Below are 23,790 nucleotides of genomic sequence, written 5' to 3'. Positions count from 1 at the left end.
TTGCGCCACCGGCATGAGTTCAATAGCATTGATTCCTAACTCTCGTAAATCTGCAAGTCGGGGAATAATGGCTGCAAAAGTTCCTTCTGGAGTGAAAGTACCAACGTGCAACTCATACATAATCATATTTTCTAAAGGAATACCAGACCAATTGCTGTCACTCCAAGCAAAACTGTGATTTATGACTTGAGAAGGACTATGTACATCGATAGGTTGAAAATTTGATGCTGGGTCAGGTCTAGATTCACTATTATTTAATTGATATAAATAAAGCGTTCCTGGTTCAATATCTCTGGCGGTAACTTGCCAATATCCTCCTTCTTGGCGCATGGGTATTAAGCGCTGATAAGGAGAAACAACTTCTAAGGCGACGCTTTTTAAATAGGGTCCCCAAACTGTAAATTCACAAATACCGTCACCTAAATAATGAGTGCCTATTTTCATAATCAGAGAGATACTTCTGGATGATGTGTTTAAGTTTATGAGTTTAAGTAAGTGTGGTGAATAAATAAACATAATAGTGCCAATTTGAGCTTAATTCGGCAATGATATTTTTTATTCCATCGGTGGGAGGAAACATTATTTAATTAGTGAGGTAATTTGAGGTGGATTTATGTAAATTTCTTAAGTGTTGAAGATAACAAATTATCAAAGATTAATATATCTAATTGAGGGGATAACTTTAAAGTGTGAGTCTTGGAAGTTTAATTAACGAATAATAAATATCTACCCGTAGACTGTAATAGCAATGTAAATAAATTTTGTAATATTAGTACGAATGTTTTTAATATCTAGTTAGGAAATAAACAGCTATAAAAATGAAAGAATAAAAGCTAATAAACAATGGGGCAGTAATTAGATAAATAGAAAAATTTGCCCTAAATTAAGCACTTAAGGAGAAAGAAATATGCCACGACCGATTAAAAATTCAGTCATCGTGATTACAGGTGCATCAACTGGCATTGGACGTGCCACAGCGCTGGAGTTTGCCAAACAACGGGCAACACTACTGTTAGCAGCACGTAATGAAAAAGCTTTAGAGGAAGTAGCCCAAGACTGCCAACGCCTTGGTGCAACGGCTGTTGCTATGCGAACTGATGTTAGTAGAGAGTCAGCAGTTCAAGATTTAGCAGATGGTGCAATTTCTAACTTTGGCAGAATTGATGTTTGGGTGAATAATGCCGCCGTTAGTTTATTTGCCCGGTTTGAAGAAGCACCCCCGGATCTTTTTCGTCAAGTGATTGAAACAAATTTATTTGGTTACATTTATGGTGCGCGTGCTGTTCTACCGCACTTCCGGGAACAAGGTAGCGGCAATTTAATCAATGTTTCTTCTGTGGTTGGCGTAACTGGTCAGCCATACACCAGCCCTTACACTATCAGTAAATATGCCATTCGTGGACTTTCTGACTCTTTGCGAATGGAATTATATTTAGATAATGCTCAGGATATTCATGTCTGCACAGTATTACCAGGTTCTATAGATACACCAATTTTTCAACACGCTGCTAATTACACGGGTCGTCAGACTAAGGCAATGTCCCCTGTATATCCAGCGAAACAAGTAGCCGAGGCTATTGTGGGGTTAGTGGATAAACCACAGCGAGAAATTATTGTTGGTCAATCTGTTTACTTGATGCTTTTGCAAAAAACTTTAGCACCTGACCTTTTTGAACCAATGATGGCCAAGCAAGTTGACCAAGATCATTTTCAGGACCACAAACCAGCCCCCCTCAGTGATGGCAATGTATTTGAGCCAACGCAGGACTATACAGGTATCAGTGGTAATTGGATAGGTACTGGCGGACTCACATCCCAAGATGTTTGGGATATGGCTAGAGAGACAGCACAAAAAATTGGTTTACCTCTTTCTTGAAAGTATGGGGAGTGGGGTTAGTAGATTATGAATTTACGTAAGGGGAGATTACAGAGTCAATATACTGTTGTTAATGGTTTATCGATGCACGCGCGGGTATCAACTGAACCAGCAGATGCGCCTGTAGTGATTTTGGTGCATGGGGTTGTGGTTTCCAGTAGTTATATGATGCCAACTGCGGAATTACTAGCACCAGATTACCGAGTATATGCACCAGATTTACCTGGTTATGGTAAAAGCGACAAGCCAAAATACACGTTGGAATTGTCCGAATTAGCAGATAGTTTGTGTAAATGGATGGATGCAGTGGGCATTCAACGCGCCACCATGCTGGGTAATTCTTTTGGTTGTCAAATTATAGTTGAATTTGCTGTTCGTTATGGCGATCGCATCGAAAGAGCAATATTACAAGGGCCAACCATCGACCGTCACGCCCGCACCTTACCGCAGCAGATGTGGCGTTTACTACTCAATTCTCCCCTAGAAGACCCATCCCAAGCTCCTCTGCAAGCTTACGATTACTGGCGGGCTGGATGGCCGCGCCTTGTCCGTACCGTCCAAATAGCCCTTGCAGACCGCATCGAAGACAAACTACCGTATATGCACGTACCCACCTTAGTTGTACGTGGTCAACACGACCCAATTGTACCGCAGCAGTGGGCGGAAGAAGTAGTGCATCTTTTGCCCAATGCTCGACTCGTTGTCATTCCCGGTGGTGGACATACCCTAAATTACAGCAGACCCCTAGAATTAACCCGTGTCACTCGCGCCTTCATAGAAGCTAAAGACCTCCAAACAAAAAAACACTCAATCACCTAACACAAAAAGCCTCTCACAAACTCTTTCCTCCGTGTCCTCTGCGCCTCTGCGGTTCGTTTCAGGAGAAATTCAATGCAAACGCCCACATATAACCGGATATTAGCTTCCTTCATGGCACAATTCCGGGTTGCTCCGCCCTACATTGCCGGATTTGACTCTGGTACAGCCATGCTCCGCGCCACTGCTGCTTACTTGCGCGGAGATGATTTTCCGGGAATGGGGACATTGCCGACTGCTCTAGAACCAATTGCCACTGCTCTCAACCAGCTACCTCAACAAGCTAAAGAATTAATCTATACACTTGGTAGCGCAGGGGAATCCATCCCGCCAGGAAGATTGGGAGATGTCAGTTCTGAGGTAGTCTCAGAATGGATGGTCAGTGAATATCCCCAAAATAAATATCAAGCGGTCGCAATTGGTTCTGCTAGTGGGGCGCTAGTACATCTGTGTGCGGCCTTGGGTATGCCTTGGCTACCCCAAACTTTCCTGATTCCGGTGCTGTATCCTGAACTGCATCCCGATGAGCCAAAAAAGGCGATGGAATGGGGTAGACAGAAAGCCCAGCCCCTTTTGGATGCCAATCCTGATCTGCAATTACATCATATGTATGATCCCAGTCAAGACCGCTTGACTTTGCGGGGAATGACTTATTTTCGGGTAAAATATTTGCGTTTGAGTTCAGCTTATAAGCGCTTTTTAGAAAAGAATTTACCCAGAGGTGGGACAATTTTTATTGTAGAGTGTCAACGAACTTGGCCGACAACTTCCATAGGCGATCGCCATATTTTCCAATTTGGGGCGTTGGGTGGGGCGACACCAGAAGAATACTTTGACAACAGCGATACCTCCGGTGAGCTACGCAATCGCGTCAGGAAATACTTAGAAAAATACCACTCACATCGGCGACACTGGGACGCACCAACACCAGATAGAGACAGGCCGGAAGCAGAATGGGGCTTTGAAACTAGTTTACGGCAAGATGTGGAAAACTTTGCACGCGATCGCGGTTATCGTATTCGGCGAATTATTTTTCAAGAACCAGAACACCTGAGTCCTTTCGTAGCTGAATTTTATCGTTGGTGGTACAAACAACGGGGAATCATTGCTAATCGGTTGTTAGTAGAGTCTTTCATTTTACTAGAACCAATGTGGACTTTACGGACTGGCTCAGTCCCATTCTGGATGAAGTTTAACATGGAACCTTCCCTAAATTGGATTAAAGATTATCTTGGCAAAGCTGACCCATACGATGAAATTTTCATGATTCTCTTTTCTCATGGTGTAGAATCAGTTGGTTTACCTAGCATTGCCCAATGGCGCGAAGTTTTCAAATATGCAAGCCGACGGGGTGAATTTATCGGCATGGTAGACGCAGACTTTCCCCGAAATTTCGTAACATTAATTCGTTATTATACCGACCTCAAGCGCAATATTTCAGCCCGTTACCCAGTCCCAGGCACTCTGAGTTTAGAACGATTAGATCAGTTTATTCAAGAAACAGGCGATCGCTTCCCCGTACAATGGCAATAATTAACAGCTTGTAATGAAAACTTTAGTCCTCTCCCCAACAATAATTAACAGCTTGTAATGAAAACTTTAGTCCTCTCCTCAACAATAATTAACAGCTTGTAGTGAGGACTTTAGTCCTCTCCTCAACGCCGATAACAAATAAGCTGCTGCATAACTAGATCACGCAATTTTTTATCCTGAATCAATTGAACAACACGCACAGCCTGATTATAATCACCAACTTGAGCTTTTAGCAAAGCGATTTTTTCTAAAGAACTAGCCCGGTCACTATCATCATCTACCACCGTCACATCTGGGGGACTACGGAAAGTTAAAACCCGTGATTCTGGGTCAGGAATAGTTTTAGCTGCGGCAAAAGCTAAATCCAAAATATCCTTAGCTAACTTAACTTTCTGAACACGAATATAAGTTTCAGCTACCGTTATCAAGGCGCTAGTTTTACTTTCTGGAACTTTAATATTTTGATGAATCTCTTTAACAATATCAATTGCTGCTTCGCCATTTTCAATAGATATTTTAGCCAATTCTAGCAGCTTGTAACTTCTTGTGTCTGTAGACATCACTTGTACAACCTGCAACGCCGCCGAATATTGTTTAGCTGCAATCAAAGAGTTTGCTATTCTTAGTAATTGTTCTTCAGGCGGAGAAGAATTTTGTTCAGTGGTAATAGACTTGATAGCTTCACCAATAAATTGATTGCCTTGCTGCTGATTTTGTAGTTTAAAAAAAGCCTGGGCAACACTTGCTAGACCCACAGCCCTTTGTGAAGGGGCTAATTTTCTCGCTTCATTACTCGCTTGAGTTAACAGTTTATCTGCTTGCGGCGTTTTTCCAGATGCACCAGCAATTAATGTTAAAGTATCCACTCGATAGGGTAAACTACCAGCATTACTAATTTCCTGAGTAATAGCTAGAGCTTTTTCTATTTGTTTATTTTGAGCATAGGCATAAGCCACTTTTTGTAAAAGTTGATTACGTTGATTAACATCAGCTTGATTTAAACTTTGAGCAGCTTGTAAAATTACTTCAAATTTACCTGCTTTAATTGCCGCATCTGCAATTCGTAATAACCAATTTTCTCTGCCTATAAATTCATGTACTTTCGTATGATGCCATAAATCAAAAGCTAGTTTATATTGTTGATCAGTAATGGCATTTGCCAATATATTCTGTACATATCCTACTGAGTCTGAACCCTCTGGAGTTTGAATGAGGGGAATCATTTGCGTGATAATTTTATCGGCTGTTTGCACCTGTCCAGCTTTACTATATTCATTGGCAATAATACCCAGAGTGACCGCTCGTTGTTCTGGCATTTGCAGTTGTTTGGCTGCTGTATAAGCTGCATCTCTCTGCCCTCTTTTGGCATAAAGTTGGATTAACGGTGCTTGAGCATAATCATTATTACCAACTACTTGCAATGCTGAATTAAAAGCTGATGCTGCTAGTTTTTCTTGCCGGTCATTACTAAAAGCTAGAGCAATTTCTACCAGACTTTTAGACTTAAACTCAGATGTTTGAATATTTGCGGCTACTTTTTGGGCGGCTGCTAATTGATTTGTTTTAGCTAACTGTTTTACCACCTCAAATAATATCCGGGAACGGTAGTATATTTGTGATATTTCTGGAGCTATTTCTAAAGCAATTGCAGTTTTACCCAATTGAGTATATGTAATAGCAATAGGTTCTAACACCCAAGTTTGACGTAGGGGATTTTTACTTTCAATCCGTCGGGCAAATTGTAGAGACTGGTTTAAAATATTTTCTGCTTGTGCTGTTTGTTCAAAAACCAGATATTCTTGAGCAATGGGAGTTAAGGCTTTAGTTTTAAACTCGTTTCCTTGAATAAATTTACTAGCTGCTAATGCTTGATTTAGCAATGATAAAGACTGGGAATAATTAGCAATTCTAGTTAAACTTTTGGTTTTAACAAAACTGTAACCACTATTTAAAGTTTGCGTCAGGCGCGTAACCGAATTTAATAAATTATTGATTTGTCCTTTTTGGCTAGGTTCTGATTGTTTAACTAATCTTCCTAAAAGTGATTCTTCCACTACGGAACTATCTATCAGTTGATTGAGTAAATTGGTTGTCAGTCTAAAATTATTAGCTGTCAATGCAATTTGAGTAGCTTGGGTCATTGGCCCAATAGCTTGCTCATTTCTGCCTCCACTAATCGCCTGTTCAGCATCCGATACCAGTTGGATAATTTTTAGCTCTGTATTTTGCTGCTTTTGTTGCTGACAATTGCTGGTTGAGGCTGATAATGCTAAGGAAAAAATTAGATGAATAGGATCTAATAACAATAACAGTGATAACGTTAAAATAGAAAATTTAGCGTAATAATTCTTCATATTGAGGATTTTCAGGTTTTTTGGGGAACTCTAATTTTATATACAGTATATTTTGTGGTAATTACGGCTAAAAATGTTCCTAAAAAAAATTAGTTGCTATTTCCGAAACAAGGCTGACAAAGACTGTAGACAAAGGATATGTTAGTGTTTTAACAATAGCCTTACTGTAGCAGTTATGGTAAAAGAATTAGCGATCCAGACTTGCGGATTAACTAAGCAATTTGAACGACACGTTGCTGTCAATGATGTTGATTTAGAAATTCAGGTGGGTGAGGTGTATGGACTAATCGGGCCAAATGGTGCTGGTAAAACAAGTCTGATCCGAATGTTGGCTGCGGCGGAAGAACCAACTACAGGTGAGATTTATATTAATGGCGATCGCTTGCGGCTTGACAAGAGTAATTCTAGCATTAAGCGTCACTTGGGCTACTTACCTGATGATTATCCCTTGTATGAAGATTTGACAGTCTGGGATTACTTGGATTATTTTGCACGGTTGTACCGTTTGCGAGAACCACGACGCACTCAACGCTTACATCAAGTTTTAGAACTGATCCAACTGGGTAATAAACGCCACAGTCTCATTTCTACCCTATCAAGGGGGATGAAACAGCGTTTAAGTTTAGCTAGAACGATTATTCACGAACCAATTTTACTACTTTTAGATGAGCCTGTTTCTGGGCTTGACCCCATTGCAAGGATGCAGTTTCGGCAAATTATTAAATCATTGCAAGAAGCGGGGATGACAATTTTAATTTCTTCCCATGTTTTGAGTGATTTAGCTGAACTCTGTACTTCTGTCGGCATTATGGAGTTAGGTTTTTTAGTGGAAAGTGCGTCACTCCAAGAACTTTACAAACGACTTTCTCGCCAACAAATTATTATATCAACTCTAGGGAGTTTAGAATCTCTTGAAAGTGAATTAAAAAATCATTCTTTAGTGAAAGAATGGGAGAAAATACTAGGTCAAAATAGCTTGCGAGTTAATTTTTCGGGTACACAGGAAGATTGTGCTGATTTATTGCGATCGCTCATTGTCTCCAAAGTTCCCATAACTGATTTTCACTGCATTCAAGAAGATTTAGAAAGTATTTTCTTAAAATTAGGACACAAACAAGCCTCTTGATGAATTTATAATTTTAGTTGTTCCTTTTTGGAGTTGTAAAATATGCCTAATTTCAGTTCTAAACTCAACGAATTAAATCCTCAGTTCTTACGAGAACTTAAAGGGCGTTTAAAACCACGCACCCTTTTATTAGCAATAATTATATCTTTCATTGCTCAGGTTATTTTTATAGAGCAAGCTACAATCAATGACACTAGATTTTATCAAGTAGTTTTTGATTGGTTCAGTTTGATAGCAGTTTCTGTCCTCTTAGTCAGTGGAAGCCATGCACTCATCAATGATATAGCCAATGAAGAAAAACGAGGCACACTAAATTTTATCCGTCTTAGTCCCCAATCATCTCAAAGTGTTCTTTTTGGTAAAATGCTGGGGGTTCCTATCTTTTGGTATATTGTCATATTACTGGCAATTCCCTTTCATTTGTGGTTAGGTATAAATGCAAATTTACCCTGGCATCAGATTTTAATTTTTTACGTAATTGTGTTAGCCGCTAGTATTTTCTATTATAGTGGCGCATTACTATTTAGCTTAGTCGGTTCTTGGTTAGGTCGTTTCCAAGCTGGGTTATCAAGCGGCTTTATTATAGTTTTCTTGCTATTGACGCAGAGAGACTTGTATGGGAGGATGACAGATTTTCTGGTAATCTTGAGGCTAATTAATCCCCAATATTTTATTCCTAGTTCTAGCAATAATTTTAGCCTTGTTGGTTTCCGTTGGTTTGGTCTACCATTAGGAAATAATTTTGCTATTGTCGCCGGATTTAGTTTATTAGTTTACTCCATTGGAACTTACTTTATCTGGCAATCTATAGAACGTTGCTATCATGCTCCTCATGCCACAATGTTGAGTAAAAAGCAGAGTTATTTCCTAACTACTAGCTTTACAGCTATTACATTAGGATGCGTCAATTCTCTAAATAAGGAATCTTTGATCAGTTTAATATTTCTGAACTTTGGGCTATTCTTATATCTAATTGCGGCACTAACACCAAATCGTCAAACACTACAAGACTGGGCAAGATATCAGCACATTTATCGTGCTAAACATCCAGGAAAGCGCAAGTTAATCAAAGATTTAATTTGGGGAGAAAAAAGTCCGGCTATACTAGCGATCGCTATCAATGCTGTAATTGTTATTACCAGTTTAAGTATATCGATTTCTTTGTCATTTAATCATGGAATTGAAATACTTAACGCTGTGGTAGCTGTAATCTTTGCATTTAGTTTATTACTGATTTATGCAGCCTTCGCTCAACTAATGTTATTTATGAAAAATGAACAGAGATTATTATGGACTAATACCACGCTGGCTGCTGTAATTTGCTTACCACCAATTGTTTTAGGAATTTTACTTTCTAATACTAATCACCAATTTATGTGGTTATTTTCTATAGTTGGGCCAGCAATCATTTTATGGCCACCAAATAATCTTCCTTTAAGTGCAATGATGACTTTTTTAGCAATTTTGGCACACGCCACTATTTTAGGTTTATTACTGTTCCAAACCAAACGCCTATTGCAAAAAGCAGGAGAATCAGCAACAAAAGCACTATTAACAGAAGCTTAGAAACTGATAAAAAAGCCTATTAAACCCTCCTCTCTTTGCGTCTTGGCGGTTTTTCATCAATAAAACTGAGAAAATATTTTGTTAGACTTAGGACACAAAAAACATCTTCATCAGTCAATCATAACTAAGTAGGTAGGACAACACCAAACTATATTACTAAAAGTCAACAGGGCAAAAATCCTTACCAATGATGACCCCATCCATTAACTTTATTTACACCCACTTACTTACTGTCTATTATTGGAGTTAGCAATTATGCTCAATCTCAAGCACAAATTAAACGAATTAAACCCTCAATTCCTCCGAGAACTAAAAGGGCGTTTAAAAACGCGCAACATTTTGTTAGCAGGATCTATATCATTGCTTGGTCAGTTTATACTCTTCATGTATTTCCAAGTACAACTGCCGCCAAGTCTGATTAAATTACCACACGCTAACAAGTATTGTACTGGTCAATTAAAATATAGTTTAAATGACTGTATTTTCGACAATTCTAATAACATAATTATCAACTGGCAATTATGGTATCAAGACGTTTTTAACTTGCTCAGTTTGTTGGGAGTTTTTGCTATTTTAGTTGGTGGAACCTATCTACTCATCAATGATTTAGCCACAGAAGAAAGACGAGATACGCTAAACTTTATTCGTCTTACGCCCCAATCACCGCAAAGTATTCTTTATGGTAAGATGCTGGGCGTACCGATCCTTTTGTATGCTGTCATGTTGCTGGCAATACCTTTACATTTGTGGTCAGGTTTAAATGCCAAATTATCATTGAATCAAATTTTGATTTTTTATGTAATTTTGTTCGTTTCTAGCCTGTTCTACTACAGTGGTTCATTGCTATTTGCCTTAATAGGTTCTTGGCTAGGTAGTTTTCAATCTTGGTTAGGAAGCGGGTTTGTTTTGGTTTTTCTATTATTTACTGAACAAGCACTGAGACATGGAACAGCAGTTAGTAATCCCATAGTAATATTGAGTTTAATCAGTCCCCAATATTTTATTCCCCATGCTTTAGCCAATTTTGAACTTGATAATTTTCACTGGTTCGGCCTACCATTAGGAGAAAGTTTTGCCCTTACAAGTGGCTTTAGTTTATCGGTTTATTTAATTGGAATTTACTTTATTTGGCAATCTTTACAGCGTTGCTATCGTGATCCCAATGCCACAATGTTGAGTAAACAGCAAAGTTATTTACTAACTACTAGCTTTGCAGTTATTACTTTAGGATGTGCTAATTGGAATTCCTCAGACATCAAGGATAATTTTGCAGGGTTGATTTTTTTGAATTTATGGCTATTTTTGTATCTGATTGCTGCACTTACACCGAATCGCCAAACACTACAAGATTGGGCTAGATATCGGCATATTTATAGTGCTAAACATCCAGGAAAGCGCAAGTTAATCAAAGATTTAGTATGGGGTGAAAAAAGTCCGGGTGTACTGGCGATCGCCATTAATGCTTTAATTGCTATTAGCAGTTTAGGTGTATTTGTTTTTCTGGCATCAAATCAGCAATGGGACAATCTTAATGCTGTTGGGTCTTTAATTTTTGCATTTAGTTTAGTGGTGATTTATGCAGCTTTAGCCCAATTACTTTTATTCATGAAAAATGGGCAAAGTTTGTTATGGACTAATGGCATTCTGGGTGCTGTAATTATCTTGCCACCAATTATCTTAGGAATGTTGTTTTCTCAACCTAGTAACCAAACTTTTCTGTGGTTGTTTTCTGTAACTGCACCACTCCTATTTGTATACCCACCAAACCATAATTCTTTAGGTGCAATGCTTCCTTTCCTAGCAATTTTGGGACACGCCAGTATTTTAGGTTTATTGCTGTTCCAAACTAAGCGCCAATTACAAAAAGCAGGAGAATCAGCAACAAAGGCACTATTAGCCAAAAATTAGAACCTAAAAACTCAAAAAACACCCCAAATTTCCTTGTGGGATGAGTGTTATCACCCATCCCCTAATTATCTTATTTACCAACTAAAACTTCTTTCCTTTCGACTACTTGCGAGGTATTGTAGTTCGTAGCTAATTCTTGATAGACAGCCAGCGTTTCCTCATTCACACGCGCTGCGCTGAAACGCTGTAAATTTTCCTGGGCGCGACATTTCCACCTGTGTAACTGTACTTTATCTTTGAGTAATTGTGTTAAAGCTGTGGCTAAGGTTTGACTATCTTGAGGTGGAACTAAAATACCAGCTTGTCGATTATCTAAAGTTTCTGGGATACCGTCTATATCGCTGGCGATAATTGCACAACCTGCTTCCCGTGCTTCTGTCAGCACTAAACCAAAGGATTCGCAGTGTGAAGCCAGAACAAAAACATCCGTTGCTAACATATAGCGTTGCGGTTCTGGCTGGAAACCTTCAAAATGAATGCGATCGCGATAAATAGTCTTCTGCACCATAGCCTCAAACATCGAACGATCAGGCCCATCTCCGACTAAATATAGATGCGCTTGGGGAAACTTTTCTGCAACTTTGATAAAAGCTACAATTAAATCAATAATTCCTTTGCGAGAATACATCCCGGCGACAGTGGTAATTGCTGGACGCTGTAGAGGGAGTGGTTGATAATCTTGAATATTGCGATGTCGCGGACTATTTAATGTCCCGTTGGATACTACCCGTAGCTTTGACTTGGGGATACCACGCCGTTCCATTGAATTAGCCACTGCATGACTAACTGCAATTACCCGATCTGCCAATCCCATTAGTACTGCACTACGCTGAAACTCATTATGTACTGTGGAAACTAATGTATACTTACAGATGTTTTTAAACATCCCTGCTAACACAACCCCTGTCATCATGTGTGCATGGACAATATCTGGCTGAAATTCTTGGATCATCTGTTGATAACGCCAAGCAGCTTTCAGAATATTTAAAGGTTCCCTTGTCTGACTTAATTGCCAGTGTCTGACATCATAAAAATCTAATAATGCCTCATATTCTCCGCCATTGGAAACTACAGCCACAGTATGATCATTTTTACTTTGTAAACAAGCTAAGTCCACTGCCACATTAACAATTCCATTCCCAATGTTCTGCACATGATTGATGATATGTAATATCCGCATATAGTTTTTATCCTCAGATGTTAGTCAGCCTTAAAAAATATTTCATAAGAGTCTAAAAAGCGGTTAATAAATCCACGAGGTAAGCTTTTCATTTGGGAAACATAAGAAGCGATCGCTCTAGTTTTTTTAGCTTGAACTGGTGTGATCGAAAAGCAGTGCGCTGCTGCTATATCCTGTAACTTAAGCAAAATAAATAGTGGCGCTCTCCAGAATAACCAAATAGGATATTGAATCAATTCAATTGTTATATTATTTTGAGCGTAGATGCAGAGTAGCTTTTCGTCAGATATTGCGGCCTTGACTAATTCATAGGTAGCCTCATGATCTGTATGACAATCTTTATGGTGAGGTACATAAACTTCTTCTGGTTGATAATACTGAATTAGTGCAGATAGCTGAGAAATTGTTTGTTGTTTTTCTTCATAGTTTAAGTTTTTTAAATTCCCGTCTAGTTTGGCTAAAAAGTGGATGTTTGAAGCTTCTACTCCTAAAATTCCTAATGCTTTTTGTGCTTCTTGTTGGCGGACTTCGACAATAGTTTTTTGAGAATCTGAAACTCCTAATCCCTGTCCATCTGTCAAAAATACAACTATAACGGGTATTCCCTGTTCACGCTTATGAGCAATCATCCCCCCACACCCGAAGGTTTCATCATCCTGATGCGGAGAAAACACCATTGCTGATTTTTGGTTAAATTCTAAAGGCTGAATACCACGCAGTAAAATCCATCTGCACAGTAATCTAGAGTGAATGTATTGTAATTGCTCAAGCCAGGTATAAGGAAATATACTTTGTAAACTTTTCAAACGAGTTTTAACTGCCATCATTACTTAATTCCTCATAAAAAACAACTAATTTAATTAAGTTGCTCATTGTTTCTGGACAAGATTTGATGTTCAAGTGTTTTAACTCTTGAATCACAATTGAAATCAAATATAATTCCTTTTTTAAAATCTAGAAAACTTAATTTCTAGCACCGCAGGGCAGAAGTAAAAACTCAAAATCTCGCTTATAGAATACGCCTGTTATTCATTTCAAATGATTGTGCTAGTTCTGCCAACTTGTATTAAGGTACTGCACAACGATAACTTAATTATTGCTTGCTTCAAACTTAAAAATTTATTTTTTCTGTAAAGAAAGTCTGTAAATGTAAAATAATGTCTTTATTGATAGAATAATATTTCAAATTTTATGACTCAGGGGTATTGTGTTCCTGACATCCTTGTATAAAGTATTTTTTATACACTACATAGGGCTGGCTGAATAAATATAAAACCCAGATAAATCGAAGATTTGAGGCTGATAAAGCCGCAAGTATGTGCCAGGCTTCGCCGTGAGCGTCAGCCGAACGGTTTTTGAAAGATATACCATTAAAAGTGTGAATTTTGGGTTGAATTAATCAGAAAATTTGGGGATGACAGATAGCTGATACTGTTTCTTGTTCCCTACATCTAGAGAACAGTCAAAAACCCGCCCCTACGCAAAGAAATCCAGAAATTACAGATGTTTTCATGTATTTAAACCACATCTATCGCCAGGCATTGCGCCCCTAGCACTTGGTCTATCTACCTGAAAATAGCTGTAAACTGGATTACTATATCTCTGTGCTAACGCTTATAATTTTAAACGATACACAATCACTTTAGCTTTAGCATTTTCTTCGAGAAATACAAGATATTCCCCATTAGAACGCCGAAAAGCACGAATCCCATAAGGAATATCAATCCAACCACTTTCGTGGGCAACTTCTGGGCCTGGTTTTAAGTTTTTCACCAAAGCCCCTGTTTTGGCATTATAGATATATACTTCTGCTGTTTTCACGGTTACAGCAAAAACATAGTCTCCAGCTATACTCATGCTTGCGGTAGAAACTTCGCGTTTACCAGTGGTATCGTGGGGGACTACTATTCGCCAACGGGGTGTTCTATTTCCCTGACTCCAATTATCAAAACGCACAATCTCAGACCCCACAACTTTGGTGTCATCACCAACGGCTGGATGATCTACTGTGAAGCCTGATAAATACATTGTATCGGTTGTGGGTAAATACTCAATTCGCCGCAAATCGGTAAATAGGCTGGGGGTTTTTTGCTTTTGCATGGAACTATAGGTATAGATAGGGTTTCCATGAGTATCTAGTCCCTGCAAAGGATAGTGGCGAATACCTTCTTTAGTTCGCACAGTTTTCCAAACATCTCCTTTAGTATCTACCCACCATCCCCCGATGTAAGGATAATCTTCGCTGCTATCGTATTCACCTTGGTCAAATTTACCGTTATTGTTGCGATCGCGCCAAATCCATTCTCCTTTATCTGGTTGTTGTGGCGGCCAATTTCCCTGCACTGATTTTTCTCCACCAGGACGAGTCCCCACAAACATTCCCGCCGGAATCGCTATTTTGCCATCTGTTTTGGGATTGAAGCGATAAATTTGCAGAAAGCTTTCATACATATCGGTGAGAAAAATAAAAGGTTTCCCTTGGATACGGCGCACCCAGGTAGCATCCGGTGATGTATGCAAACGTGGATCTTGGGGATATTTAAAAGGATTTAATGTGTAGGCTTTGTAAGTCCATTTTTTACCAGCCGGCTGACTATAATCCATCCAAAATTCTTCTTGTTTAGTAAATAAATTTACTCCATCACTTTTGGGGTCGGTATCAGCATTATCAACAAACATTAATCCCATTAATTTCCATAACAACTTTCCTGATGAGGAAAACTTACGTAAATCTGTGCCGGAATTATTAAAACCATTACTATTTACATAAATATTACCTGTGGAATCTGCACCGACTCCGGTCAACCCGTAAAGTTTCAAATCTTTAACTTCACCAGGAACACCTCCATAAACTCCTCCTTGACTACCTAAAGTCCCAACCTGCACTGGCTGATTTTTAATTTGGTATATCAGCACTTGCTGACGAGGACCATTTTCGGCTACTAAAAGTCTGTCTTGAGGAGCAACTGCGATCGCACTTGGTTCTACAATCTGAGTAATCTCTTGGGGTAATTGTTTTCCCACCGGGGAATAATGCCCAATCTTCGCCGCATTACTGCCATTTTTGCGTTGAATAATCCACAAATTGCCTTGTTTATCAACAGTTATTCCCCCTGGTCTGGCTACACTAAAACTGCGTAGTTCTTTCATTGTCTCCGTGTTGTAAACACGCAAGCGGTTAGCAGCAGCATCACTTACATATAACTCATTTCCCCTAGTAGCTAATCCAGTAACTGCACTTTGATTACTGACAATTAACATACTCTTATCCCAACCACGTCCTTCAGTAAAAGGTGCAGATTTTCCAGATAAGTCATAGCGTCTGACACAATACCAATTTGTGCCTTTTGAGGGATAGTCTTGATCTTTTCTGTCCACAAAACCTTGATGCATGGCAATGTAAATATATTTACTGTTTGCCGTTACAGCTTGACCACCGACACGACTCCAGCCGTGGGTATCACTCAATTTACCAATTACATTGCCATCTTTATATATTCCTGCTTCTCTGCCGGCTTCATCCCAGATACTATTTGTATAAACTGTGCCATCAGATGCAACATACATTGCCTGAATATTATTTTGTACCCACTTTTCGCCACCACCAAAGGTATTACCAACCCAAGATGTTTGATATGTGGGTGGAGCCGTTCTACTGTTAGCCCCAATGGAGGTAAAAATTATGACTATAGCTATAAGCAGTAAAATATTAACAAATTTTAGTCTCTGAAAATTTCTATTTTGAAATTGCAACTGAATCGATTGATTAAGCCTTTGGCGTATTTTGACCAACTGCTGTATGATTTTATTTCGCATATAATTTTAAGCTGTTATCATGCAAGACATTCAGTGAACGGATTCAAGAAAGAATTCTCCTAAATATTTAAGTTTTAGGTAAAATACAATACATTAAATAGATGGATTTTTTAACTAGCTTCAAATTTCCAACTATTAATAATTTGCCAATCCCACCCTGAAAATTTTAGATACTTGTTTTGATCGAAACGGTTATATGTATTGCACTCAACTGCGGTTTTGGTATTTACAAACCTTTTGCTCATCATATTTAACATTTAATAACAAACAATTGTGAGTAAATATCTGAGGTTCATCAAATATTTACAAAAAAAATACAGATTTTTTATTTGCTTGTGATCATTTCCACTTTTAATTATTGGTATTTACCTGTGATTAATTAAAAACTAGTAAATATTAATACAAGAAATTGGACTAGATTCAGCCCGAACTAATTTAAAATATTTCCATAACCAGCCAAATTCTTGATAAGTTATGTTTTTCATAAAAATCTCTATAGAGGATGACGTAAAAGTTACTGATTCTATAGATAATGGGAGGATAAAAGTATTAGCAGCATCAAATAACTTCCGGTTGACTAAAAAACAATGTGCAAGTTTAGTATGAAATTAAACATATACGGAATGAATACATTATAGGAGCTAAGTAAGTGGAAGATAAAAAAGAAAATTTTAATTCAACATCTGCATCAATTGTTACATTGGGAATAGGATGGTTTCCCAAAACTCCTGGTGGATTAGAAAGGTATATTTATGAACTAACTCATAGATTAGCAGCCAACCAAGATCAAATAGAATTATGCGGTGTTGGGCTACCGGAAAATGAAGTAAATTTACCAATTAAACTGACAAATTTGGCTGATCCAGATCAGGCTATTTGGCAACGACTGCGATCTATTCGTCACCAATTTAAAAAAACCCGCAACAGCAAACCAGATGCAATTAATCTACATTTTGCACTATATAGCTTTCCCGTTTTGGATCTTCTGCCCAAAGGCGTACCCATAACTTTTAACTTTCATGGCCCTTGGGCATCTGAAAGCCAGCAGGAAACAGTTAGTAATCAACTCAATCTTTTTCTCAAGCGACGGCTAATAGAACAAAGTACTTATAATCGCTGCGATCGCTTCATTGTTCTTAGTAAAGCATTCGGTAACATTTTACATCAACAATATCAAATACCTTGGAAGAAAATACATATTATCCCTGGGGGAGTCAATATTAATTGGTTTCAAGCCAATCTGTCACGCCAAGCCGCACGAGAAAAGCTAGACTGGCCGGAAAATCGCCGTATATTATTTACATCCCGCCGCTTAGTACAGCGAGTTGGTATTGACAAATTATTACAGGCATTGGTAATCATTAAGCCACAAGTTCCCGATGTTTGGCTGGCGATCGCAGGTCGTGGTCATTTGCAAGCTAAACTACAACAACAGGTTAAAGAATTAGGTTTAGAGGACAACGTTAAGTTTTTAGGTTTTCTACCAGAGGCACAATTGCCCCTAGCTTACCAAGCTGCTGAATTAACCATTATGCCCAGTCAATCTTTTGAAGGGTTTGGATTAGCCGTGATTGAATCTTTAGCTTGTGGAACTCCAGTTTTATGTACTCCTGTTGGGGGAATGCCAGAAATTTTATCATCATTTTCACCAGATTTAATTACTGATTCTACCGAAGCAATAGCTATTGCTGAAAAGTTAGCACAGATACTTTTGGGTAAATTAGCAATTCCTTCACGATCAGTCTGCCGTGAGTATGCAGTTACTAATTTTGATTGGCAACAAATAACTCAGCAAGTGCGGCAAGTTCTCTTAGCTTGATACCATTATTCAACAATTGATTTTAGACTACACCACAGAAATAATAATATATGAAAATTTTGTTTTTAGATCAAAGTGGTAAACCTGGTGGGGCTGAATTGTGTTTAATAGATATTGCGAAACCATATAGCGATCGCGCCTTGGTAGGCTTATTCGCAGATGGTGATTTTAGAAAGTTACTACAGCAGCATCATATCCCAGTCACAGTTTTAACAACTCAAGCAATTCAAGTTCGCAAACAAAGCAATTTTATCCAATCTTTGGCAAGTGTAAAACAACTTTTACCACTATTAGCCAAGGTGATACAAACAGCTAAAAAATATGATGTCATCTATGCCAACACCCAAAAAGCCTTAGTTATTGGCGCATTGGCGAGTTTTTTTGCTCGTCGTCCTTTGGTTTATCATTTACATGATATTCTTTCTTTAGAACACTTTAGCCAAACTAACCTGCGAATTGCCATTACTTTAGCAAATCGTTTTGCCTCATTAGTAATTGCTAATTCTCAAGCTAGTCAAACAGCCTTTATTCAAGCAGGAGGAAAGGCAAAACTCACAGAAATTGTTTACAATGGTTTTGAGTTACAAAATTATCAAACTTCTGCATCTGAAGTTAAAGAATTACAGCAACAATTAGAAATAGAAGGAAAATTTGTAGTTGGACACTTCAGCCGACTTGCACCGTGGAAAGGACAACATATTTTAATTGCCGCTTTATCTCAATGTCGGCCAGAAGTGACAGTGATTCTCGTTGGTGATGCCCTGTTTGGTGAACAAGATTATGTCCAACAATTGCATGAACAAGTGGCAAAGTTGGGACTAGAAAACCGGGTAAAATTTTTAGGATTTCGCACAGATGTTCCCCAATTAATGGCAGCTTGTAACTTGGTAGCACATACATCAATAGCCCCAGAACCCTTTGGAAGAGTCATTGTTGAGGCTATGCTATGCGGTAAACCTGTAGTAGCTGCCAAAGCTGGGGGGGCGATAGAGTTAGTGGAACAGGGTGTTAATGGTTTTCTGGTGACACCAGGAGAAATTGAGGAATTGGCACAGGTGATCAATACTTGTGTTGCAGAAACAGAAATGACTGCAAGTATCGCTAATCGTGGTCAAGCGATCGCTAATCAGCGTTTTGATATCAAAACTATTAATCAACAGATTGCTCAACTATTAAATCAATTATCAGGTGACTACAAGCCGACTAATTCACGTAATTCAAAGTCAGTGAGTTGATGGGCGATCGCTAATCTGGCTAATAATTTAGCGACACTAAACTGGTTACGCAGATATTCTAACTGCGCGATCGCATTGGCTTTTTCCCCAGTTAACCGCATCTGAGTATCCATAGCTGTTTGATATTCTTGATTCACCAGTAGAACTTCAAAGCGCCGGGCTTTACGTTGGGCATCGTTTTTTAAATCCACATCAAAAGCAGCAGCACGATCCGCGTTACCTTCAAATCGTTCAATCTGCTGCTGCACTGCCATCAACTGAGAATCAATTTCATTCACCCGTTGGGCAGCTTCCGCGATCGCAGTGGGATAATTGCTAAGTTCTTCCATATCTGAGTGCTGAGTGCTGTTAGCGGTAGCGGGGCGTTTAGCCCGTGCTGAGAAAGAAGAAAAAGAAGAAGAGTAGTTAAGAGTAGAGTAAAAGTGCTGAGACAGGAGAACTCTGCACCTTCGCCTATGTTCTTACGCTACTTCTCGTAATTGTGACGGGATATTTAACTCTGCAAATGGCAGCGAGAGTTGTTCAGATTGAAATGCAGCAGCTTGTTCTAAAACTTGGACTTCAATATTCACACTCACTAAATAACTACCAGTATCATTACCAACAGCTTCAGCTATTAATTTAGCAATGTCCGGGCGTTTTGCAGTCAGTGGGTCACGTAAAATACACCGATCCCATTCATGCTTGGCAGTCGGATTGAGGTTGAGAATATAATGCTTAATCATTGGACTAACCCTTAAATCCATCTTCCAGAACTCTTTGGCAATGCCGTTTTGTTCGCACTCGGCTTAGTGAGCGCTATACCTTATTATAGTACAAGTGTTCTATATTGACAACATCCTATTTGCTGGTCATTTGTACTCATAAGTAATAGACATTTAGTAACAAAGAATACAGAGACGCTGTATGCAACGTCTCTATAAGAGTTCAGCGAAGGCGCATATTTGAATTCGGTCAATGACGAATTACGTTAGCGAAGCTCCTCTGAAAGAGGCATTACGAATTACGTTAGCGAAGCTCCTCTGAAAGAGGCATTACGAATTACGAATTATCAATTACTCTCAGATTTACCATTCACTTCCGAGTGTAGTAATTGACCTTCATTTAGCCAAATACCCTGTTGAGGGACAGGAATAACAAATCCGGCGTGATCAAAGGCGATTTTCAAGCGGCGGCGAAACTCCCGACCCACATCCCACTGCTTGAGAGGTAATGTTTTAATCCAGACACGAATCATCAAACCGCGATCGCCAAAGTTATCTATTCCTAAAACTTCAGGTGGTGCTATTATCAGACGTTTCCATTGAGAATCTTGATTCATCTCTGAGGCTACTTGGTTAAGCAGCTGCAAAGCATCATCAATATTATTTTGGTAAGCAACTGGAATAGTTAAATCGGCGCGTGACCAACGGCTAGAAAGATTAGCCACAACTTTAATTTCACTATTAGGAATCGTAATTAAACGCCCTTCGGCATCTCGCAATTGAGTAATCCGTAGATTGAGATTTTCTACTAAGCCTCCCACATCTCCCACAACAATAACATCACCTAAAGCATACTGGTCTTCAACTATGACAAGAAAACCGTTAATGGCATCTTTAATTAAACTTTGGGAAGCCAGAGACAACGCCACACCAATTAAACCAGCACCTGCTAATAAGGGAACAATATCTATACCCAAAGAAACCAGGGATAGTAATATCCCAACTGCCAACCAAATCCCAGTTGTAATACTTTTAGTTACACCGGAAAATGTCGAAACTCGCAGTTCCATTCGTCTATTAGCTTCTGAATTTAATAAAACACCACTGCTGATCAAAGTAGAAGTGAAGCGATCAATAAGAGCGTAGGTGAAACGAATTGCCACATAAATTCCTAGTACCACAATACCCAATCTCAAAGGAATTTGAGCAGCTGCAAGAATCCCCACCTGAAATGCTCGTGTATAAGGAAATAGACCCAATATAAAAACCATTCCACTTCCCCAAATTCCGGATTGAGTGATTTGAAATAGTCTTTTTTTAACCTCTTGAATATCTTTATCTTGTTGTTTATTCAGTTGAGTTGTCAGTTGTTGGGCATTATCTGAAATCGGGAGGATTGGGTGTGTTGAATTTTGTTTAGAACGGCGTTGAAAGTAATATATTCCCCCACTCATCACAATAATTAACAGTGCAGTACCACCAGCAACTTTAGCTTGCCTAGTTAAAATTCCAATTGTGCGCTCTCTGGTAGATCGTTGCAAGGATCTTTTCAACTGTTCGGTGATTTGAATTGCCGATGTAGCTGGCTCTTCTTTTCGCAGTTTGGCATCTTCGGATGTAACGGTCATCAGGTATTGATTATTCACATAAATCACTGGTAAACCATTTAAAGTCCTGGTTTCAACCTTAATTTCTGGTTCAGATAACCTTAAGTAATTTTGGTGGATGAGATTTAAATTTTGTTGGATATTGCGTGAACGCTCTGTAAAATTGCTTCTTGTTGCTGCTACTTGAAATACTTGGTAGCCGTCCAAATAAATCCACCCAGAAACAATTCTGCTGTCTGCATCAGTACTGACACCATTGGGAGATTGTAGAAAAGGCAAAATGGGAATTTGAGCTGAAGCTTTTGGCATTGAAACAACAGCTATAGCTATTGAACTTGCCATTGTCACCATCATACTTCTACCTAAAATCCCTTTGAGTGATATCCGCCTTATTGGTGTGCGGGAGGCTTGATTAGATACTGGTACACCTGGCATTTTCTTTGCCGTATTCCGGCTATTACCAAGGCAATTTTCGTCTAATAATGCCTGTTTCTGCTCAATAAAAGCAAAATTGGACAACAGGACTTCCTTGGCGATCGCCAAAAATTGCAAGCGCACTTAAATACCTCCTTAAACAAAATTTACTATCCGCCACTTCCAGAGCCATCCTCTAAGACTGGCTGATGTCAATGTACCTATCTAAAGTTAAGTCTTTAAATTTAGGGAATATTTCTAACTTTTGATAGATGACAATTTACTTCCTCTGCTCTGGGTAACAGTATAGAGAGTTGCTGATATACTCTTAGCAAAAATTAAGTCAAAAAAGAAAAATCAGGGATGAAGTTAACCGGAAGTTCTGCAAGATCAAACTAGAACAGAGTACAATTAACAAGTTTATTGGTGATTACAAACCAAAATCACCAGTTGTACAATACCCTAGTAAGGTACGTAATTTTTACGTAACTTTTTAATTTTTCAGAGGAAATTTTTGATGACTGCAACTTCTCCCCGATTAAAGCACGAGGTTAAAGACCTCGCCCTAGCTCCCTTGGGAAGACAGCGCATAGACTGGGCTGGACGCGAGATGCCAGTATTAAAGCAGATCCGCGATCGCTTTGCCCAAGAAAAACCCTTTGCTGGAATCCGCCTTGTAGCTTGTTGTCACGTGACTACAGAAACAGCACATTTGGCGATCGCCCTCAAAGCCGGTGGTGCAGATGCAATCCTAATTGCTAGTAATCCCCTTTCTACTCAAGATGACGTAGCAGCTAGTCTCGTCGCCGATCACGAAATCCCTGTATTTGCCCTCAAAGGCGAAGACAACGCCACCTATAATCGCCACGTTCAAATAGCTTTAGATCACCGCCCCAATATCATTATTGATGACGGTAGCGATGTGGTAGCAGAATTGGTTCAAAACCGTCAACACCAAATTGCTGATTTGATTGGTAGCACCGAAGAAACCACAACCGGAATCGTGCGTTTACGCGCCATGTTCAACGATGGTGTCCTCACCTTCCCCGCAGTCAACGTTAACGACGCTGACACCAAGCACTTCTTTGATAATCGCTATGGTACTGGGCAATCAACCCTAGATGGCATTATCCGCGCTACCAATATTTTGTTGGCTGGTAAGAATGTTGTGGTTGTGGGTTATGGCTGGTGTGGTAAAGGTACTGCATTACGCGCCCGTGGTATGGGTGCTAATGTCATTGTTACCGAAATCGACCCCATCAAAGCAATTGAAGCCGTTATGGATGGTTTCCGTGTCCTCCCAATGGCGGAAGCGGCAACCTATGGTGATATCTTTATTACTGTGACAGGTAACAAGCACGTAGTTCGTGGTGAACACTTCGATGTCATGAAAGACGGTGCGATCGTTTGTAACTCTGGTCACTTTGATTTAGAACTTGATTTAAAATACTTGAAATCTCAAGCCAAGGAAGTCAAGGAAGTCCGTCCTTTCACTGAAGAATATAAATTGACTAGTGGTAAGTCAGTTGTGGTATTAGGACAAGGACGTTTGATTAACTTAGCTGCTGCTGAAGGACACCCCAGCGCAGTTATGGATATGAGTTTTGCTAACCAAGCGTTGGCTGTTGAGTACCTGGTGAAGAATAAAGGTAAATTGGAACCCGGTTTACACTCTATTCCTGTAGAAGTTGACCAAGAAATTGCTCGTTTGAAGTTGGAAGCTATGGGTATTCACATTGATACTCTAACAGCAGACCAAATCGAGTACATCAATTCCTGGACTTCTGGAACCTAATCTTTGTTGATTAATTGTTGTTTTGGGGATAGGCGTTTTGC

The 23,790-nt window shown here is 39.2% G+C and carries 16 protein-coding genes and 1 pseudogene; 9 read left to right on the top strand and 8 right to left on the bottom strand.

Translation table 11 applies throughout. The features are described 5' to 3' along the window. A pseudogene (locus VB654_RS14625) lies at positions 1-444 on the bottom strand (malto-oligosyltrehalose trehalohydrolase); the annotation flags it as partial. Positions 445-907: 463 nt separating this feature from the next. On the opposite strand from VB654_RS14625, the gene VB654_RS14620 reads away from it, so the two are divergent. The 3 genes from VB654_RS14620 (at position 908) to VB654_RS14610 (ending at position 4,225) form a co-directional block, all read left to right on the top strand. After that, positions 908-1,876, top strand: a complete 969-nt coding sequence (locus VB654_RS14620; RefSeq protein WP_323214501.1) for an SDR family oxidoreductase — start codon at positions 908-910, stop codon at positions 1,874-1,876. Positions 1,877-1,903: 27 nt separating this feature from the next. Beyond that, positions 1,904-2,695: an alpha/beta hydrolase gene (locus VB654_RS14615; RefSeq protein WP_323214500.1), complete on the top strand. Its 792-nt coding sequence runs from the start codon at positions 1,904-1,906 to the stop codon at positions 2,693-2,695. A gap of 72 nt (positions 2,696-2,767) precedes the next feature. Continuing rightward, complete coding sequence (locus tag VB654_RS14610; RefSeq protein ID WP_323214499.1) at positions 2,768-4,225, top strand: hypothetical protein; 1,458 nt, start codon at positions 2,768-2,770, stop codon at positions 4,223-4,225. 122 nt (positions 4,226-4,347) lie between these two features. Here VB654_RS14610 and VB654_RS14605 read toward each other — a convergent pair whose 3' ends face one another. After that, complete coding sequence (locus VB654_RS14605; protein WP_323214498.1) at positions 4,348-6,579, bottom strand: hypothetical protein; 2,232 nt, start codon at positions 6,577-6,579, stop codon at positions 4,348-4,350. 175 nt (positions 6,580-6,754) lie between these two features. Between VB654_RS14605 and VB654_RS14600 the strand changes: the two genes are divergently transcribed. The 3 genes from VB654_RS14600 (at position 6,755) to VB654_RS14590 (ending at position 11,179) form a co-directional block, all read left to right on the top strand. After that, the gene (locus VB654_RS14600; RefSeq protein ID WP_323214497.1) at positions 6,755-7,705 is read left to right on the top strand and encodes an ABC transporter ATP-binding protein; all 951 of its coding nucleotides are present in this window, start codon (positions 6,755-6,757) and stop codon (positions 7,703-7,705) included. 42 nt (positions 7,706-7,747) lie between these two features. Beyond that, on the top strand, positions 7,748-9,271 hold the full coding sequence (locus VB654_RS14595) for a hypothetical protein (RefSeq protein ID WP_323214496.1): 1,524 nt from the start codon (positions 7,748-7,750) through the stop codon (positions 9,269-9,271). 255 nt (positions 9,272-9,526) lie between these two features. Further along, a complete protein-coding gene (locus tag VB654_RS14590; protein ID WP_323214495.1) occupies positions 9,527-11,179 on the top strand; it encodes a hypothetical protein in 1,653 nt (550 codons plus the stop codon). A gap of 70 nt (positions 11,180-11,249) precedes the next feature. Here VB654_RS14590 and VB654_RS14585 read toward each other — a convergent pair whose 3' ends face one another. The 3 genes from VB654_RS14585 to VB654_RS14575 form a co-directional block, all read right to left on the bottom strand. Beyond that, positions 11,250-12,359 carry a glycosyltransferase family 4 protein gene (locus VB654_RS14585; protein WP_323214494.1) on the bottom strand — a complete coding sequence of 370 codons (1,110 nt, stop codon included), beginning with the start codon at positions 12,357-12,359 and terminating at the stop codon, positions 11,250-11,252. A 20-nt stretch (positions 12,360-12,379) separates the two neighbouring features. Further along, complete coding sequence (locus tag VB654_RS14580) at positions 12,380-13,183, bottom strand: PIG-L family deacetylase (protein WP_323214512.1); 804 nt, start codon at positions 13,181-13,183, stop codon at positions 12,380-12,382. Positions 13,184-13,973: 790 nt separating this feature from the next. Next, complete coding sequence (locus tag VB654_RS14575; protein WP_323214493.1) at positions 13,974-16,175, bottom strand: hypothetical protein; 2,202 nt, start codon at positions 16,173-16,175, stop codon at positions 13,974-13,976. A 649-nt stretch (positions 16,176-16,824) separates the two neighbouring features. Between VB654_RS14575 and VB654_RS14570 the strand changes: the two genes are divergently transcribed. Both VB654_RS14570 and VB654_RS14565 read left to right on the top strand, forming a co-directional pair. After that, the gene (locus VB654_RS14570; protein ID WP_323214492.1) at positions 16,825-17,994 is read left to right on the top strand and encodes a glycosyltransferase family 4 protein; all 1,170 of its coding nucleotides are present in this window, start codon (positions 16,825-16,827) and stop codon (positions 17,992-17,994) included. 50 nt (positions 17,995-18,044) lie between these two features. Beyond that, on the top strand, positions 18,045-19,229 hold the full coding sequence (locus tag VB654_RS14565; protein ID WP_323214491.1) for a glycosyltransferase family 4 protein: 1,185 nt from the start codon (positions 18,045-18,047) through the stop codon (positions 19,227-19,229). On the opposite strand, the gene VB654_RS14560 is transcribed toward VB654_RS14565, so the two are convergent. The 3 genes from VB654_RS14560 to VB654_RS14550 form a co-directional block, all read right to left on the bottom strand. Then, positions 19,187-19,558: a hypothetical protein gene (locus VB654_RS14560; protein WP_323214490.1), complete on the bottom strand. Its 372-nt coding sequence runs from the start codon at positions 19,556-19,558 to the stop codon at positions 19,187-19,189. The two genes, VB654_RS14565 and VB654_RS14560, sit on opposite strands and share 43 nt — an antisense overlap. 132 nt (positions 19,559-19,690) lie before the next feature. After that, entirely contained in the window at positions 19,691-19,954 is a 264-nt protein-coding gene (locus tag VB654_RS14555) for a hypothetical protein (protein WP_323214489.1), read from the bottom strand. Positions 19,955-20,280: 326 nt separating this feature from the next. Beyond that, positions 20,281-21,849 carry a mechanosensitive ion channel family protein gene (locus tag VB654_RS14550; RefSeq protein WP_416235686.1) on the bottom strand — a complete coding sequence of 523 codons (1,569 nt, stop codon included), beginning with the start codon at positions 21,847-21,849 and terminating at the stop codon, positions 20,281-20,283. A gap of 622 nt (positions 21,850-22,471) precedes the next feature. Between VB654_RS14550 and ahcY the strand changes: the two genes are divergently transcribed. Then, a complete protein-coding gene (ahcY, locus tag VB654_RS14545) occupies positions 22,472-23,749 on the top strand; it encodes an adenosylhomocysteinase (protein ID WP_323214488.1) in 1,278 nt (425 codons plus the stop codon). Positions 23,750-23,790: the final 41 nt, after the last annotated feature.

This window comes from Nodularia sp. UHCC 0506, from assembly GCF_034931045.1.
GTDB lineage: Bacteria > Cyanobacteriota > Cyanobacteriia > Cyanobacteriales > Nostocaceae > Nodularia.
The sequence above is the reverse complement of the archived record's forward strand: the minus strand, read 5'-3'. Positions and strand labels throughout refer to the sequence as shown.